Raw genomic sequence first — 15,974 nt, forward strand, 5'->3', positions numbered from 1 at the left:
TTACTGACCAACGGCGCGTAAGTCATTCAACCAAGTTCCAGCGTTTCTCGCCATCTGCTCATGTTCTTCATCCCGCCATGTCTCGCTGAGTGCCGAGGCATACCAGTCACGCATGGCCGGCAAGGCGAGCAAATGGTCGACGTACGAGCGAGCAGGCGGAGCCATTTCCAAGCCGTAGGTTTGTACGCGAAACGCGACGGGCGCGAAGAAAGCGTCCACGGCGGTAAATTCCGGCCCAGCCAGGTAGGGTCCGCCAAAGCGAGTTAGCCCCTCTTGCCATAATGCATTCAATCGAGTCAGATCCTTTGCCAAGGCTGGCGAAGGCGATGCCAAGCGAATCCGTAATCCGCAATTCATGGTGCAACATTCACGCAAAACATGAAAACCAGAGTGCATTTCTGCAACCGCGCAACGGGCCCAGGTTCGCGCCGTTGCATCGGCCGGCCACACCGCCGGGCTTCGCTCGGCCAAGTATTCGGTAATCGCCAACGAATCCCACACGACGGTTTCGCCGTCGATCAGACAAGGCACTTTTCCGGTTGGCGAGAAATGGCGGAAGGCGTTGGCTTGATCCGTTCCGGTAAACGGAACCAGCTTTTCGACAAATGGAATGCCGAGTTCACGCATCAATATCCAGGGCCGTAGCGACCATGACGAGTAATTTTTATTGGCGATGTAGAGTTCGAACATGAGCGATAGTTCTCCTTGGTTTTTTAACCGTCGATTTTGCCACTGGGTATAAGCCCGGCGGAAGAATGGCTTTGGCGGTCGCCATCCGATTTCAAATTGAACGCATTCACGAATTCACGCACCACGCCGACAAATTCATCGGCTCGATCCTGCATGATGAAATGGCCGCTGTTGCCGACCACGATATGCCGCGAATGGCTGGACAGACGGGCCAGATCGTCCTGCTCTGCCTGTTGAATTTCGGCGAGCACCTTTTCCGCTTCGACATCTTTGCCCACTCTTGCCGCTTCGCGCGCGACTATATCCGGGTCCACCAGATTGCCGGCGGTTAGCACCAGTAACGGCAGATTGCCTAAACTGCCTGGCGGCGGTGTGGCCGGATCGAGTCCTTGGCGCATCACGGCGATTTCATTGGCTACCGCCTGAGCGGTATCGGTGCGATTTTGTATCGCGGTTTTCGCGGCCAGGATTTCAGCCGGTAGCGGAGAAGGCCTGCGATTGGCATCGGCGATACCCAGCAGCCTGACGATACCAAGCCGCGACAACGGTTCGGCAATTGCAATTTGCAGGGCTTGTTTCCGATAATCCCAGGCAGCGTAGGGATACTGGTGCATGGGGCTTTGCTCGTGCGTCGAATCGACCAGAACAATACCCTGCGTCTGTTCGGGAAACCGCTGATAGAAAGCACGCACGTAAATTCCGCCACGGGAATGGCCGACCAATACAAACGGAGGGGCAATGCCGGCGTTGTGCAATAAGGCTTGCAGGTTTTCAGCCACTTCTTCCGGCTGGATGGCAGCGGCTATCGAATCGCTCCAACCCAGGCCTGGGCGGTCGTAGGCGCAAACGCGCATGGTCTGGGCCAGCTTGGCGTGAACCGGATACCAGCTCAACACGTTTTCGCCGAGGCCCGCTTCGAGAACCAGCGTCGGCGAACCGGAACCCAGGCAGTAAAGATGAAGATTCACGCCGTTCACCGCAATCGTGCGTCCAGGCGGCGGGAATGCGGCTAGGTCTGCCGCGGTTGTTTCGGCTTGGTAAACTGCTCCCGCCAAGGCAGTAAGACAGGCGATTGCCAAACCGAAAAGCCAGTAGCGCGAACACAGCCGCGATGCAAATTTCATGTCAATCAACGAACGTTTGGGTAATCGGGATTCAACTTGCGCCCCTCCAACCCACGGAATAAAGCCATGTTTGATATTGCTCCTCCAAGTCGGGCAGCGTCGGAATATTCTCTCGCGTACTTTGCGCGGTTAATTCGGCGGTTCTTTCTTCGATAGTATTCAAGCCGACCGCAAGCCGTCTATCGTTAACGGTTTCCGGATTCTCTATCGGATAAGGTTCGAGTTCTCCGTTTTGATTCGGCTGGAACTGGGTTCCGTAAATTTGCGGTTTTTCTTCGTACATGCGAATACGGTCTTCCAGAAACGCCGCCTGCCACGGCGTCACGTCGTTATTGGTGGCAGCTTGCTTCAGCAAAGACAGGCAATGCCGCATGAATGGCGGATTACCGATGGCATGTTGCGCGATCAACCAGGCGCCCCAAGCCCCCTCTTCGCCGACGAGACTGTTTCCGGGCCAACCGTATTGTTCGATGATCTCCGCAAGACGAGCGGCATTGCCGATATGTACGGCTTCCATGCGCGGATGGTAGAGAGCTCGGCCCAGCGAGCCATCGGCGACCAACGCCTCCCGTACCGACAGATCGTTTTTTGCCATCGCCACCAGTTCCCGGCTTAAGGTTTCGTTTGAGTGATGCATCAGGGCTCTGTTTTAGCACTTAGTAAGAGACACTTCAGCTTTTGCCTACCGGTCAACTATCCGGCAGTCAATCAGCGTCCAACATGAAGCAGCTTTAAGCGGACGGACGTTTGATCAAGAGCCGAATCCAAAACCATGTCTCGAAGCCCGCACCAACACCGCTAAAATCATGACGGTGATGATGTGATGTTTCATAGAACTCTTCTCCTACGTAATAAGTTTAAGGAACAACATTAACCAGCATCCCAGCTAACTCTATATCGGTCCGCATCAATGAATCGATGCCGGGATAGGCAAATGGTAGACATAAAACTGTTCGTCACGTGTCCAACCGGTTTTTCGATAAAGTGCCTGCGCCTCGGTGTTGATTGCTGCCGTTGACAAGGTCAGGCGGACTGCCCCTAAAGCGGCCGCATATTCGACTGCCGCAGCCATGAGCCAGCCGGCAACGCCTTGCCTACGAAATCCGGCATCGACAAATAGATCGTTGAGAATGTAGGTTCGAGCCAGCGAGACAGACGAAAAGCTGGGATAAAGCTGAACAAAGCCAGTGGCTCTATTGTCCTGCTCGGCCAGGAACAGTGCGGATTCGCCGTGTTCGAATCGATCCCGCAAAAACGATTTCGCCGCATGCGAATCGCTGGGTTTACCGTAAAACCGGCGGTAAGCATCGAATAACGGAACGAGTGCATCCAGGTCGGACAGCGTGGCTTGGCGAACGAAGAATGGCTTCATGACGGATTCCATCAATGGTTGGGATTAGAGCTTGGCAGCATCGGCGACCATATTTGCCATACCCGCCTGCCCGGATTCGCGCAACGCTTCGATCACGCTGTTTCGGTTTTCCGGCGGCTGGTTTTGGCTGACTTTCCACTTGCCTTGCAGCCGGGTCACGCTGATCTCTATACCGACAATCTGCGTGAGCAAGCGTTCGGTAAAATCGGCGGGCGCGTCCGCTACCGACCAAGGCTCTGGGAAACCGGCTTCGAATTCATCCGTCATGGCCTGCAATTGCCGACGAATCCAGGCCGGGTCGTCGATGATCCTTAGTTTGCCGTATGCATGCACGGCGGTGTAGTTCCAGGTCGGCACCACCTTGCCTGTTTCCGGTTTGCTGGCATACCAGGACGGCAAGATGTAGGCGTTTTCGGATTGAAACACCGCCAACACCTCGGTCTGTTGATCGAAATCGGTCCAAAGCGGATTCGAGCGGGCAATGTGGCCGCGCAAACAGCCGTAAGCCGTATCGCCCTCCTCCAGCCAATGCAGCGGAATGTGGTTGGCGTTCAGACCGTCGGCGGACAAAGTAACCAGTGTCGCCAGCGGATAATCGCGTATCAAGGCCTGCATGACCTCGATTCTGGGTTCGTCGAAATGTTTGGGAATATACATTTGATGTTTACCGTTTAAAGTTGATGCCACTAGACATTGATTTTGTAATTCAAGGTTACTTCATCGCCGTGCATACCACGGAATCCCCAATTGCAGGCTGGACTTTCATGGATGCAGATTTCAATATCTTGGTTAGTAATCCCGATCTTTTCTTGGATGCGGTCGAACAGTAAACGAATCAGCTTTTTCTTGGTGGCGACTTCCCTCCCTGTGATCATGCTGATCTCGATGATCGTATAGGCATGGGTTCTGCCACTGGGCGCAAACAGGTCGTCTTTTTCCAGCGGAAAGAATCTGTGCGCCCTCTTGTCTTGCGGAAACTGCAAGGCTTCCACCACGCATTCATGAATCACATCGGACAATTGCCGCTTGATGGGGTTGAGATGGTCTTTAATCCCGTAGATTTTGATTTGTGCCATTTTAAAGTCTCTTGAAATAAGGAACTGTAGCCATCAGCTTGCACTAACCGCAGTCAAAAACGCCGCAACCAAAGGATGCGGCTGCTCCGGCGTGGACCGGAGTTGCGGCACGAACAGCGTGCCGATAAAAAACGGATGATCGGGCCATTCGATGACTCGAATTTCGCCTTCTGCATCGGCACCGGTGATTCGCATTGGGCCTTGTTTCAAGACTTCGATAAATTCCGGGTTGATGCCGAAATTGCAGTAGTACTGTTCGGTGGCGGTCAACGCTCCGTAGATGTCGGCGGCGCGGGAGCCCGGTTCGAAACTCAGCGGCAGTTGTCGTCCGGCCAACGAGCAAGCCAGTTTCGAAATGAACAGATCGGACGCATAAGGATCGTACTCGGCATGTTGCGCGTCTTTAAATCCCAGCACATTGCGGGCGTATTCCAAAATCATGTGTTGAAATCCGCCGCAGGTGCCGAAGCATGGAATACCGTTTTCGCGGGCATAACGAATCGCCTCCAGGGTTTTGTCCAGATTCTTATACGGGCTGCCCGGCGCCACCCAGATGCCGGCATAGCGTTCGAACAGGGTTTGGTCGATGTCTGCGGTTGAAACCCAGTCGGCGTTAATATCCACCCCCAAAGCCGTCTTGGCATGTTCGATGGCGGCGTTGGTCGACAAATGCGGCGGAAATGTCGGCGTGTATTCACCGAGCAAGGCGATTGATGGGATCATGGCGGGTCAGTTTCTCAGTTAATTTAGGGTTTCGATCGATAGATCTCCGGAGCTGCTCGATACAGACACGAATAATGGGAAAGTCCGTCCACTACCGTGATTTTCGAACAGCCGGGCAACGCCGATGCCAAAAAATCGGCCATGGCAAGCGGCGACCAGTTGTCTTCCGCGCCGTGCCAGATCTGAGTATCGACGCTGATTTCGGCCAGCGCCGCTTTCCAAGGTTGAACGTAGGCGACGAGGTCGCGAGCATAGCCTAGGGCATCGCGCTTAAAACAGGTTTTGAGCGTTTTTATCATCGTGGTCCGAAATCCCTGGTCGGCCAGCAATGCTCGGTCTTCGCCGGCCGCGCTGGCAAATAACATTCGCAACAACAGGCCTGGAAACCTATTCGCCAGCCATCCTTGTACCCGAGCCAACCGCAGAAATGCGGACGGACGGTTTTGAGCCAGCCGGAAAACGGCTTTTCCCGCCGCCGCGTCGATGAAGTCGCCGGCATCCAGCGGCGCGGCGGCGGAAACCAAATGCAGGCTGCGAACCTTGCCGTTCATCGCCCGGCAAACTTGCAAGGCAATGCAGGCGCCGATCGAAAAGCCGATAAAATCGACGGGCTTATCGCCAACCTTCTTGGCAATCTCATCGGCGATGCATTGGTAATACGCATGGCCTTGCAACCCAGGGGCTATGGTCGAGCGGTCATAACAAATGATAGTCTGCTGATGTTTTTTGCCATAACGATCGAAAATTTCGCATTCGTCAGGCGAACCCGGCGTACCGTGGAAATAGATCACCGGCCGGCCGTCGGCGGCGCCGAATTGGCTGAATTCTATTGATGACATAAAGGTGGCATCCTGTGTTTCCAAGGTTCGGATTGTTCGAGCTGGGCGGCCAGTTGGAACAATAGCCGGTCGTTACCGATTGCGGCCATGAACTGCGCGCCATGCGGCAAACCATCATCGCTCCAATACAGCGGCACCGACATCGCCGGTTGGCCGGTGATGTTGGCAAGCGGGGTGAACGGCGTTTGCTGCACGGCTTTGCTGATGATCGCATCCAGCAAGCTGTTGCAGAAAATTTTGTCGGCCAAGCCGCTCGCCAGCAATCCGCACATCAGCCATCGTTCCAGAACATTGGGATCAAGGGCGTCGGATGCCAACGGCGGCGTGGCAACCGTCGGCGTCAGAACCACGTCGTAGCGGTTATGAAAATCCGCCAACCGTGCGGCAATCCGCTGCCAGACAGCCAAGGCCTGCTGCAGTTGTTCGTCGCTCACGCCTTTGCCGACGCCGGCCATCAGCCGGGTGTTCAACTCGAGGGCCAGCTGAGGTTCAGCCAGTTCCAGCAGTTGCGCCATGTTGGCGACATCCCGCGCGGTATAGTAAAAAATCACGGTCAGAAAGGCGCGCATCAATTCGTGGCCGTCGAAGTTCCAGGCCGCCTCCTCCACAATGTGGCCGAGCGCAGCGCAGTGTTTGGCGGCTTTGGCTGCAGCGGAGAGACAGTCGCGGTGTATCAATGTTTCGACAGGCGCCTGGTTGATCAGCGCTATTTTCAGCCTTTTCGGTGGCTGGCTGGCGGCGTGCAGGTAAGACGTGGAAGCCGGATCGGAGTGGCCGGCCACCCAATCCAGATAGGCGGCGCTGTCGCGCACGCTGATCGTGCAGGCATGGCTGACCACCGCCCCGCCCCACGCCTTCGATAAATCTTCGAAGCGGTTCAAGCCTCGGGACAGTTTGAAACCGAAAATGCCGCAATAGGAAGTCGGCAGCCGGATCGATCCACCGCCGTCGCTGGCATAGGCCATAGGCACGATGCGGGCAGCCACGGCTGCGGCACTGCCACCGCTGGAGCCGCCCGAATTGAGGCTTAGATTCCAGGGGTTGCGGGTGCTACCGAACACGGCGTTGTTGGTCAGCGCCGAGCTCGGAGGTATTGGTCTTGCCGAAAGTAATCAACCCGGCGGCATTGAGCCGGGCGGCCATTTCGCTATCGGCGGCGGGACGGTAATCCTTCATCGCCACACTACCGTTCGACATAGTGACGCCAGCGAAACGCAGCATCAAGTCCTTCACCAGAAAAGGCACGCCGGTAAACGGCGCACGGTTGCCCAGGTTTTTCACCAGCAATGCGGAATTCCTCGGTCGGCTCGACTGCAACTACCCTGTGTCCGCGCGCTGCAAACCAAGCAGCATCGATACCAATGCCCGCGCCGATGTCCAAAACAAATCCCGGTGTTGTCGGCAACAGGTGTAATTCGGCGCGGTGAAGCTCCTCGAATACGATGGTTTCGTATTGGAGAATCAATGTTGCCGCGCACTCGCTGTAACCTTCGGTACCCGGCGTTCTAAGGGCGTTGGGTATGGAAGTTGTGTCCAGACTTCTCACCCGGTTATTATTTTTCCGAATGCTTGGCAGCAAATCGCCCGATGCGGCCAAGATGGGTATAGCCGAATCCCTCCGGGTATTTGAGCCCGTAACCCAGCGCCCGATCAAAGCCAATGTGGGCACACCAGATTAAACCGGCACATTGAAGGGCCGGAACCGTAAAACCGATCACCAGGCTGGCAACGGCACCGAGGTATGAGTGTGCGGTGTTATAGCTAATGGCGCCAACCTTGGCGCCGGCGAAATAACCGAACAAAGAAATATAGGGCACCAGAAAGTAGATTGCGAAATTGCTCCAGTCTAGGCTGAGTTTTGCGTAAGCAAGGCAGGCTGCAATCAATACGCAAAGTCCCTCCAGTCGCAATAAAACACGAACGGCACCTGTTGTTTCACCAGACATTTGGACTCCAGCAGTTTCCGCATAGAAACTGATTATTTTGTGTTAATTACAACTCAGGATCAGGTCTTGCAACAACTGTCAGTATTGACAGGGTATGGTGTGAAACTTGTAACCCTTGGCGTACAGCTCGCTTATGATCCGCTATCACTGCAACTGCAGTCTAGGATTTATTCTATATCGACAAGCTCTCTTGGCCTATTGCATCTCACTCGGCCCCATGAACGCCAACATCAGCTTCATTTGCGCGGCCAACATGGGAACGCCGGTCTGGATGACCTTCCCTTGACCGGACGCTTCCTGGAGTAACGGCGTCATTTCCGGTGCGATCACGCATTCGGCTACTAGGTCGCAATGCCCTATCAATCGCGTGGCTATCGGTAGCTCATCATTCGGTTTCATGCCGAGAGATGTGGCGTTAATAGCGAGATCGTAATGGGCATTCGAACGCAGCTCTGTCGATATGTCCACTTGCGGATAGGCATGGCGGACTCTCGCCGACAGCGCGCAGGCTCTTTCGGGTGTTCGATTTTGTATGCAAAGTGACGAGCAGCCATGTTTGGCAAGGGCAAAAGCAATCGCCGATGCGGCGCCTCCGGCTCCGACCAGAAGGATGTGCGCGCCTTTCACGCTGTATCCGGCGCCGGCTAATCCGGCAACAAAACCTTCGCCGTCCAGCATGGTGCCAATCAAGCGTCCATCACCGTTCCTTCGAACCACATTCACGGCACCGATCAGGCATGCCTCCGACGTCAGTTCATCAACCAAATTGGCGGCAACGACTTTGTGTGGCATGGAAACGACTGCGCCCCCGAAGTTTTTCAAGGCGCGCAGGCCCTCAATAAATGCGGGAAAGCCTTCCGCCGACACTTGCATGGGGAGCATGACAAAGGCACCCCAGAGCCCCCTTTCCCTCAGTAATGTGTTTGCCATGGCCGGCGTTCTGGCCTGGCTAACCGGGTCGGCGATGACGCCGAGTATTTTGGTGTTGCCGGTAATCGATGCAAGCATGTCTTTTAAATTCTAATGCAAAGTGACGGGTGCAATGCTTCGGACAACCTGTCAGAAACCAAAGCCGCTATTCTGCGCCAGCACATAAGCCTGACGGACAGACGCCAAACCAAAAGCAGCCATCATTAAGGCCAATACTTTCATAACCAGCACGTAACCATGGCTTTCCAGGGCTGGCCTGAAAAAAGCCGCAAGCAAAGCAACGGCGAATTTTGATGCGATGAGCGTCAGTATAGCGGTGGCCACAAAGACCGAACTCTGCACCGCATTTCCCCGCAGAATGTAAGCACCACCAACCGTAAACCAAAAGAGATAAGGGCTTGGGTTCAGCAGATTGATTTTCACGGCTTGAGAGAGTGAACTTTCTTTTTCGAGCTTCCCGGCCAAAACGATTTCCTTAAGGGACAATATTTTCCGGGCCAGATAAACCAAGTACAGACCTCCAATTAGGCTCAGCGTTGTGGCAAACAAATTGATGCTTTTGAAGCTGGAAAGCAACCATAGCGCTACAATGATTATTGGGCCATCGGTTATCAATGGAGCCAAGCTTGCACGAAAGCCACTCAGCAGACCTTTGCTCAAGGTTTGTTGGATAACGACGATTCCAAGTGGACCGGGTTTGAGCCCGGCGGCAAGCCCAAACGACAGGGCGGAAAAGAAAAATTCATCCATGTGCGAAATTTATGTGGTTTCTAAAATAGAGATAATTGGCTAACGACCTAAGCTCGATCCTCATCCTATGTTGTGCGATAGCGATATACCCCATATTCCCAATAGCCGCCGCCCGGCTTCGCGGGACCAACCCAGTTTCTGGCTAACAATTCCTGGGCTATGAAGTAATTAACGAAACCATGGCCCACCAGCAACACACTTTGATGCTCATGCGCCAGGTCTATTAATGTCGATGCCGCGACTTGCGCCCGCCTTTTTGCCATTAACAACGACTCTCCGTTTCGCGAGAATCCAATCACCGACAGACACCGCAACAGCACGCCCCAGGCATTGACCGACATCGTCAATGACCCCTGTTTGAAATGAGGGGTAGCGATTTCCCGAAACACGGGGTCGCTCAGCAAAATATCGGCAAATCCCAATGCCTTGGCCGATTCCAGAGAACGGATAAAGTCGCTACAAACGGCGACATGGCAAGCCGATGCGCGCTGCTTGGCGTTTTCCGGCGCTTCGTCCGCGATACCGGATAAATCATAATTTCTGATAATCTCGCAAACGTCCCGCGCCTTGGCCTTGCCTTTCAGCTCGAATGTCGGTTTACCGTGCCTGATTAATGTAATTTCCATGGGTTCTCTTGTTGAAGTTAATTGTCATTTCATGGGTTGCCGAATGATGGTTTTCCAGTTCTTCGGATCTGCGCGCCGTATATCGCTCAAATAAATTTCGTGATGTTTGCCAATCCGGCTTGAGGTCGATCTTATCCATGGGTTCTGCCGATGACGGCAATTTTAAAACGTAAGGGCTGCGCGTTAACGCGTTCCGATTAACGGCGATGTTAAACCTCAATACGGTCTCCAATTGTGGCGGGATGAGAGATCACCAAAAACCGGACGTCAGCGCTGGATTCATTGATGAGTTGGTGTGGCGTCTCGGGAGCGACTTCAATGCCTTGTCCTTCGGATAATTGGATGCGTTTGCCGTTTATTTCCATAATGGCGCAACCTTCCAAAATATAGAAAAACTGCCGGGCGCTGGCGTGAACATGACGTACTTCGCTTGCGCCGGGCGGTACGCGCTCGGAAATCACCGACATGTCGGCTCGTTTTACGAGATGCCAACCGTCGCAGCCGTCGCCCCATGTGTAGTGCTCAGCGGATGAGCGGTCGATTGCTTGCATAAATTTTTCCATTAATTGGTTGCACCTTGAACGATAAACCACTCAACGACGGCCGACATGACTACCACTCCCGCACCATCGACAACCTCAACGGGAATTGCGGCTACTACCCGGCCTCGGGTCGTCAGCTCAGTAGACCAGCGTTCAGTCCCTGCAACTGGGACATCGCATCTGGCCGACACCTGCCCCAATGCCGGCTTGCGAAACTTGGCCTCAAGCTTTCTGACCACCGGAACGATGCCGGCGATACCGGAAAACTGCTGTGAAAGAAACGCACCGGAACCCGCTTCGGCAACCGCCAATAAGGCGCTGCCGTGGACGGTGCCGAGATGATTGGTGTATTGAGGGTTTTCCGGTAAGGAAACTAAAAAGCCGCTATCCGGCTTGGCTAGCTCCAAGCCGATCAGTTGATTGAAGGGTAATTTTGAAACATCCATTGCAATGATCTCTGATGAGTGTTCATGTGAAGGTTTGAGTTCCGGTTTTTCAAACCGCCGGCGCGGCAAGCAGATCGACATAAGCCTCCTCGATAAGCAGACGATCAGAGATGCCCAGCCTTTCCAGCAATTCATGCGCAATTGCCACACCGGTTTCGTTAAGCTCGTTTTCTGTCAGCACCACTTCCAATTCCAAAAAATCACCCAGCCCTTCGACTTTATCCAAATGCAGCCGAGTCCGTCCCACCATGAACAGTGTGCGCTGCTTTAGCACCCTACCGCCTTCACCGTAAGCAAGGGCTAGCGTTTGACGGAGAGTATCGGGCGATGCGGTCGGCGAGATCATATAAAACGATGCCGTGGGGCCGGCGCTATCCGGGCGTTGATAGAAAATCAGTTGCCCGTCATGATCGGAAAAGGCGCGAAGTTTTAGTCGTCCGTTGGGGCAAGGAAAAAAAGTATCGTCCTGAATGATTTCGATAGGTCCTTCATCGGCGACGTTGACCACCAGCGGCCATAGTGATTCGACGCTATCGATTCGGGCTTTGATTTCAATGTTTTTGGCCATATTGGCTTCGGTTAGACAGATTGATTTTGATGATCGATGTCCGGCAAGTTGTGATAAACCTGCTCGACGGTTTGGTGTTCGGTTAAGGCTTTAATGACGGCCGGCAAGGGCTCAGCGTGGATGCCGGGCAAATCTTGCTCCAAGGAATTCATAATCGGAAAGGCCAATTTTTCCAGCGGCGGGCAAAAATCCGCTGCCACACCGGGCTTATTGCCGCGCGCATCGATCCGGTACCAGCCGTATGGCTCCAGGTAGACCGCGTTCAAACCGTGCAGGCAAAAGGGCGGCGGGTCGCCGTCTATCGTCAGCCGCTGATAACACAGTCCGGCCGGAATGCCGTTGGCACGCAACAGCGCCGCCAGCAAATGGCTTTTGGCGTAGCAGTAGCCGGTAACGTGACTTAACACATCGGAGGCTTTACAGGTCACGGGGTTCAGCCGGTAGTCCCAGCTATGCTTGATTTCGTCGCGAACGAATTCGAAACAGCGTTTGGCGATGGCTTCCTCATCGCTGTAACCTTCGGCCAGTTTTGCGGCTTGGGCGACGATGGCCGGATGTTGACTGTCGATATAAAGACTGCTGCTGAGATAAGGCTTCATGTCCGGCAACCACTTTACCGCGCGTTGGACTTTGGTTAACACGCCGCTCAGTAATGACACGATTTCCGGCATCGCCAACAGCTCCGCTTCGCCGATGTTGGCACTCGGCAAAGGCAAGGTGATCGAGGCGGCTTCGATCAGTGTGGCCGACATCGTGATCAAGGTTTCCCGGAGCTCGGTATCGGCATGCTGGGCGCGTGGCGTGGCATTCAATACCGCCACCGGTTTATCAACAAAGCCCTCGAATGCCACCAACCAATCCAGCGCGTTTTTGATGGTGCCGGTAACCCCGTGCGCATATTCCGGGCTGGCGATCAGCAAGGCGTCCGCCGCGGCAACTTCGTTGCGCAATTGCTTCGCGACAGCCGGAAGCGTGCTTTCCAAATCCGGATTGTATAAGGGCAAGTCGCCAAGCCCGGAAAACAGACGGACTTCAATCGAGGCCGGCGCCAAATACCTCACAGTGCGCAGCACGGCGGAATTAATGGACGCCGCCCGCAAGCTGCCGTATAAGGCCAGAATTTTCATGGCAAATTTAGGTATTGAAGCTCAGGGAAAAGTAATGGCTGCTCAGCTGAAAGCCCTTATTAAGATACAAGCGATGGGCGGTAAAGCGCTGATGGCCGGAATCCAGATGCACGCCCTGGCAGCCGTGCGCTTTGGCGTGAGCTATCAGCCAACCGAGCAAGGCGCCGGCGAAGCCTTGCGCAGTCTCGCCGCTAAGTGTAGCTAAATCGTCGACGTACAGTATTTTGCCCCAGGCCAAAAACTCGGCCAAACGAAAACCCGCCACGCTTTTAACGGCGCCCTGCTGTCTAACAGCCAGAATTTGGTAGGACTGCAGTTGCTGGCGGCGAACCTGGGCTAGAAACTGTTCTTGCTTGAGGTACAGGCGCAACTCGCTGAACACCGGAAAACAGGCTTGGATTTCCGCCTCGGTATCGGCAATGAAAATATCGAAAGTCATGGCTACGGCTTAATAATCAAAAAGGGTGGCTGTTGGCTTGGAACATAATACCGGGTGCAGTTTAAACGCCTACCTGCTTAGCCGGATTAGACGCTATTTACAACCGCCTAACAACTGTCAACATTGACAGCATATACCGCCATTCTGGTTTGCCGGTAAGTATTACCGGACATGGGGTTTCCGCGAACTCAGCCTTTAGGATAAGCTGTCGAACAGATTTAACGACAATAAGCCCATGAAAGCTTGGCAAGAAATTCAACTTCAAGCATTGCAAACCAGCGACAGCGAGCATCAGCTTTTTCAAGCCATTGCGGCGTTGGGTGCGGAATTGGGTTTTGATTATTGCGCCTACGGACTCCGGTTGGCGCTGCCGCTAAGCAATCCGAAGATCGTGAAAGTGAGCAATTATCCATCGGCTTGGCAAACGCAATATCAGGCTAAAAACTATTGTGCGATCGACCCCACCGTCAAACATGCTCTCCGCTCGTCTCAGCCCATCCTGTGGACGGACGGTTTGTTCGCCTCAACGGCGGCGTTTTGGGAAGAGGCCCGTTCGTTCGGCTTGCGGTACGGTTGGGCGCAATCCATGCGGGACGTCCCCGGCGCCACCGGTATGCTGACGTTGGCGCGATCCGATGAGCCGCTGAGCAAAGCCGAGCTGGCGGACAAGGCTTTTAAAATGGCTTGGTTGACCCAAACTGCGCATATGGCCCTATCGCGCCGCTTATTACCCAAATTGCTGCCGGAAGCGGATACAAAACTATCGAACCGCGAGATCGCGGTACTACGCTGGACGGCCGATGGCAAAACCGCCGGCGAAATCGCCGACATCATGAAAATAACCGAGCGGACTGTCAATTTTCATATCAGCAATGCCGCAGCCAAATTAAATGCCAGCAACAAAACCGCGGCGGCCGTTAAAGCGGCGCTGCTCGGTTTTTTGTAATAAGCAATCGGTTACTGCTTCCGCCGGGACTGAAAAAAGACCTACCTTTGTTGAGGCCTTCATTCGCTCGCGCCTCGCTCCGCTGCCGGCTTGGCCCTTGAGCCGCGCGCACTATTCATGAATACGATAGCCCCGATGATGATCGCCGACGCACTCAGGATGCGCGGCGTAAGCGGTTCGTTCGCGAACCAGTTGCCTAAAAACACCGCCACCAGCGGATTGACGTAGGCGTAGGTCGCTACCAGCGGGATAGGTGTGTTTTGCAGCAACCAGGCGTAGGACGCGAAACCGATCATCGAGCCAAACACTATCAGATACGCCAAGGCCAGCCAGGAGTTAGCCGATACTTGAGCCAGATTGAAAACACCCCATTGTTCGCTTAGTGCACTGACCAGCAACAACGCAAAGCCGCCGGCCAGCATTTCCGCGCCGGTTGTCATCAGCGCCGTGTTCGGCAAATCCGCAGTCTTGCTGTAGATTGAACCAAGCGCCCAAAGCAAGCTGGCGAGTAATAGCGCCGCCACCCCGGGCATATTTAACGGCATACCGTCCGCAAACACCGACGGACCGACCAGCAGGTAAATCCCCATGAAGCCGATGACCAACCCAACCAGTACGCGCAGCGTCGGTCTAACGCCGTTGGGCCGGATTGCGTCGGCAATTACCAGAAACATCGGCACGGCACCGATGATCAACGCGGCGATGCCGGACGGGACGGTTTGTTCGGCCCAACAGACCAAGCCGTTGCCGCCGAGCAATAACAAAATACCGACAACGGCGGCCGAACGCCACTGCCTTAAGGTCGGCGCGGCATCGCCGGCCAGACGCCGCCAAGCCAACAAAATGAAGCCGGACACGACAAAACGCAATCCACCGGACAAAAATGGCGGCAATGTTTCGACGACGAAGCGGATCATCAAATACGTTGATCCCCACACCAGATAAACGGCCAACAACGCGGCCCAGACTTTAGCTTTCATTCTGCAAACGCCTGACTATTAACCCGGCCGTTCAATACCGTTCGTCCTGAGCCTATCGAAGGACCGGCCACATCAGGCTTCGACAGGCACAGCCCGAACGGTGTACTCATGTTAAATAGGGCCGGGTTAATAATATCGGCTGCTACTTGCGCCTCTGCCACCCACGGGCGTAGCGGCCAGGACGAATACTCTTTGTTGCCGCTGATTAAGGTTAGTAGCATAGGAAAACCTATCGGTTGGAAAATTGCTTGAATGTTATCGAAGCGTAGACGGGCTCGTCCGCTGTCAGTCGCCGTGTTTAAGCGCAGTTTATACGAAGCGGTCTGCCAGTTTAGAATAGTCAGCGCCCTTCCCCAACCGGAAACGCCGTTTTATCTACCACCCGCCGCAATACAAAGCTGGTGTGTACCCCGCTGACGCCGGCAATGCCGGTGATGCGTTTCAGCAGTAACTCCTGGTAGGCGTCCAAGTCCTTGACCACCACCTTGAGCTGGTAGTCGGCGGCTTGGCCGGTGATCAGCAGACATTCCAGGACTTCAGGAATACCGGCGACCGCCGCTTCGAAAGTGCTGAAACGTTCCGGCGTGTGCTGGTCCATCGAAATGTGGATCAAGGCCATCAACGTCAATCCCAAGGCTTTGGCATCCAGCAGCGCCCGGTAGCCGACGACCAAGCCGCCCTCCTCCAAGGCCCGCACCCGCCGCAAACACGGCGACGGCGACAAGCCGATGCGGTCGGCCAGTTCCTGATTGCTGATGCGGCCGTCGGTTTGCAGGATGTTCAAGATTTGCCTGTCGTATTTATCCAGCTCCATAAAATGCCCGCTAATCATTTAATAAAACAATAAAAT

General features: G+C 54.5%; 22 protein-coding genes and 1 pseudogene. 1 reads left to right on the forward strand and 22 read right to left on the reverse strand.

Translation table 11 applies throughout. The features are described 5' to 3' along the window. The 19 genes and pseudogenes from EBB_RS21705 to EBB_RS21795 all read right to left on the reverse strand — a co-directional run bounded on the left by EBB_RS21705 (position 1) and on the right by EBB_RS21795 (position 13,198). Entirely contained in the window at positions 1-690 is a 690-nt protein-coding gene (locus EBB_RS21705) for a glutathione S-transferase family protein (RefSeq protein ID WP_192395768.1), read from the reverse strand. 23 nt (positions 691-713) lie between these two features. Continuing rightward, the gene (locus EBB_RS21710) at positions 714-1,814 is read right to left on the reverse strand and encodes an alpha/beta fold hydrolase (protein ID WP_192395769.1); all 1,101 of its coding nucleotides are present in this window, start codon (positions 1,812-1,814) and stop codon (positions 714-716) included. Positions 1,815-1,845: 31 nt separating this feature from the next. After that, complete coding sequence (locus EBB_RS21715) at positions 1,846-2,451, reverse strand: DUF6624 domain-containing protein (protein ID WP_192395770.1); 606 nt, start codon at positions 2,449-2,451, stop codon at positions 1,846-1,848. 270 nt (positions 2,452-2,721) lie between these two features. After that, positions 2,722-3,186, reverse strand: coding sequence for a GNAT family N-acetyltransferase (locus EBB_RS21720; protein ID WP_192395771.1), 465 nt, complete (start codon positions 3,184-3,186; stop codon positions 2,722-2,724). Positions 3,187-3,210: 24 nt separating this feature from the next. Beyond that, on the reverse strand, positions 3,211-3,843 hold the full coding sequence (locus EBB_RS21725) for an FMN-binding negative transcriptional regulator (protein ID WP_192395772.1): 633 nt from the start codon (positions 3,841-3,843) through the stop codon (positions 3,211-3,213). Between the two features lie 29 nt (positions 3,844-3,872). Beyond that, complete coding sequence (locus tag EBB_RS21730; RefSeq protein ID WP_192395773.1) at positions 3,873-4,262, reverse strand: tautomerase family protein; 390 nt, start codon at positions 4,260-4,262, stop codon at positions 3,873-3,875. A 33-nt stretch (positions 4,263-4,295) separates the two neighbouring features. Beyond that, positions 4,296-4,985 carry a CTP synthase C-terminal region-related (seleno)protein gene (locus EBB_RS21735; RefSeq protein ID WP_192395774.1) on the reverse strand — a complete coding sequence of 230 codons (690 nt, stop codon included), beginning with the start codon at positions 4,983-4,985 and terminating at the stop codon, positions 4,296-4,298. 23 nt (positions 4,986-5,008) lie between these two features. After that, complete coding sequence (locus tag EBB_RS21740; RefSeq protein WP_192395775.1) at positions 5,009-5,824, reverse strand: alpha/beta fold hydrolase; 816 nt, start codon at positions 5,822-5,824, stop codon at positions 5,009-5,011. After that, a pseudogene (locus EBB_RS21745) lies at positions 5,812-7,045 on the reverse strand (amidase). Before EBB_RS21745 ends, EBB_RS21740 begins: the two are co-directional and overlap by 13 nt. Continuing rightward, positions 7,008-7,421 (reverse strand): class I SAM-dependent methyltransferase, encoded by a 414-nt coding sequence (locus EBB_RS26185; protein ID WP_225587698.1) that lies wholly within the window; start codon positions 7,419-7,421, stop codon positions 7,008-7,010. Before EBB_RS26185 ends, EBB_RS21745 begins: the two are co-directional and overlap by 38 nt. Continuing rightward, positions 7,378-7,770 carry a DUF4260 domain-containing protein gene (locus tag EBB_RS21755; RefSeq protein WP_192395778.1) on the reverse strand — a complete coding sequence of 131 codons (393 nt, stop codon included), beginning with the start codon at positions 7,768-7,770 and terminating at the stop codon, positions 7,378-7,380. Before EBB_RS21755 ends, EBB_RS26185 begins: the two co-directional genes overlap by 44 nt. A 195-nt stretch (positions 7,771-7,965) precedes the next feature. Continuing rightward, positions 7,966-8,778 carry a shikimate dehydrogenase family protein gene (locus EBB_RS21760; RefSeq protein WP_192395779.1) on the reverse strand — a complete coding sequence of 271 codons (813 nt, stop codon included), beginning with the start codon at positions 8,776-8,778 and terminating at the stop codon, positions 7,966-7,968. A 51-nt stretch (positions 8,779-8,829) separates the two neighbouring features. Beyond that, positions 8,830-9,450, reverse strand: a complete 621-nt coding sequence (locus EBB_RS21765; RefSeq protein ID WP_192395780.1) for a LysE family translocator — start codon at positions 9,448-9,450, stop codon at positions 8,830-8,832. 65 nt (positions 9,451-9,515) lie between these two features. Further along, positions 9,516-10,076 carry a histidine phosphatase family protein gene (locus EBB_RS21770; RefSeq protein WP_192395781.1) on the reverse strand — a complete coding sequence of 187 codons (561 nt, stop codon included), beginning with the start codon at positions 10,074-10,076 and terminating at the stop codon, positions 9,516-9,518. 209 nt (positions 10,077-10,285) lie between these two features. Beyond that, positions 10,286-10,639, reverse strand: coding sequence for a cupin domain-containing protein (locus tag EBB_RS21775; RefSeq protein ID WP_223146905.1), 354 nt, complete (start codon positions 10,637-10,639; stop codon positions 10,286-10,288). Beyond that, on the reverse strand, positions 10,639-11,064 hold the full coding sequence (locus tag EBB_RS21780; RefSeq protein ID WP_192395783.1) for a PaaI family thioesterase: 426 nt from the start codon (positions 11,062-11,064) through the stop codon (positions 10,639-10,641). Before EBB_RS21780 ends, EBB_RS21775 begins: the two co-directional genes overlap by 1 nt. A gap of 49 nt (positions 11,065-11,113) precedes the next feature. Continuing rightward, positions 11,114-11,632: a class IV adenylate cyclase gene (locus EBB_RS21785; RefSeq protein WP_192395784.1), complete on the reverse strand. Its 519-nt coding sequence runs from the start codon at positions 11,630-11,632 to the stop codon at positions 11,114-11,116. A gap of 11 nt (positions 11,633-11,643) precedes the next feature. Then, positions 11,644-12,759, reverse strand: coding sequence for an NAD(P)H-dependent oxidoreductase (locus EBB_RS21790; protein ID WP_192395785.1), 1,116 nt, complete (start codon positions 12,757-12,759; stop codon positions 11,644-11,646). A 7-nt stretch (positions 12,760-12,766) separates the two neighbouring features. Beyond that, positions 12,767-13,198, reverse strand: a complete 432-nt coding sequence (locus EBB_RS21795; protein WP_192395786.1) for a GNAT family N-acetyltransferase — start codon at positions 13,196-13,198, stop codon at positions 12,767-12,769. A gap of 235 nt (positions 13,199-13,433) precedes the next feature. Between EBB_RS21795 and EBB_RS21800 the strand changes: the two genes are divergently transcribed. Continuing rightward, a complete protein-coding gene (locus EBB_RS21800; RefSeq protein ID WP_192395787.1) occupies positions 13,434-14,144 on the forward strand; it encodes an autoinducer binding domain-containing protein in 711 nt (236 codons plus the stop codon). A gap of 59 nt (positions 14,145-14,203) precedes the next feature. Here the strand turns inward: EBB_RS21800 and EBB_RS21805 are convergent, their stop codons facing one another. The 3 genes from EBB_RS21805 to EBB_RS21815 form a co-directional block, all read right to left on the reverse strand. After that, positions 14,204-15,124: an EamA family transporter gene (locus EBB_RS21805; protein ID WP_192395788.1), complete on the reverse strand. Its 921-nt coding sequence runs from the start codon at positions 15,122-15,124 to the stop codon at positions 14,204-14,206. Then, entirely contained in the window at positions 15,121-15,345 is a 225-nt protein-coding gene (locus EBB_RS21810; protein WP_192395789.1) for a thioredoxin domain-containing protein, read from the reverse strand. The genes EBB_RS21805 and EBB_RS21810 overlap by 4 nt, the downstream gene beginning before the upstream one ends. A gap of 119 nt (positions 15,346-15,464) precedes the next feature. Continuing rightward, entirely contained in the window at positions 15,465-15,938 is a 474-nt protein-coding gene (locus EBB_RS21815) for an Lrp/AsnC family transcriptional regulator (RefSeq protein ID WP_192395790.1), read from the reverse strand. Between the last annotated feature and the right edge of the window lie 36 nt (positions 15,939-15,974).

This window comes from Methylomonas fluvii (genome assembly GCF_014850975.1).
Classification (GTDB): Bacteria; Pseudomonadota; Gammaproteobacteria; order Methylococcales; family Methylomonadaceae; genus Methylomonas; species Methylomonas fluvii.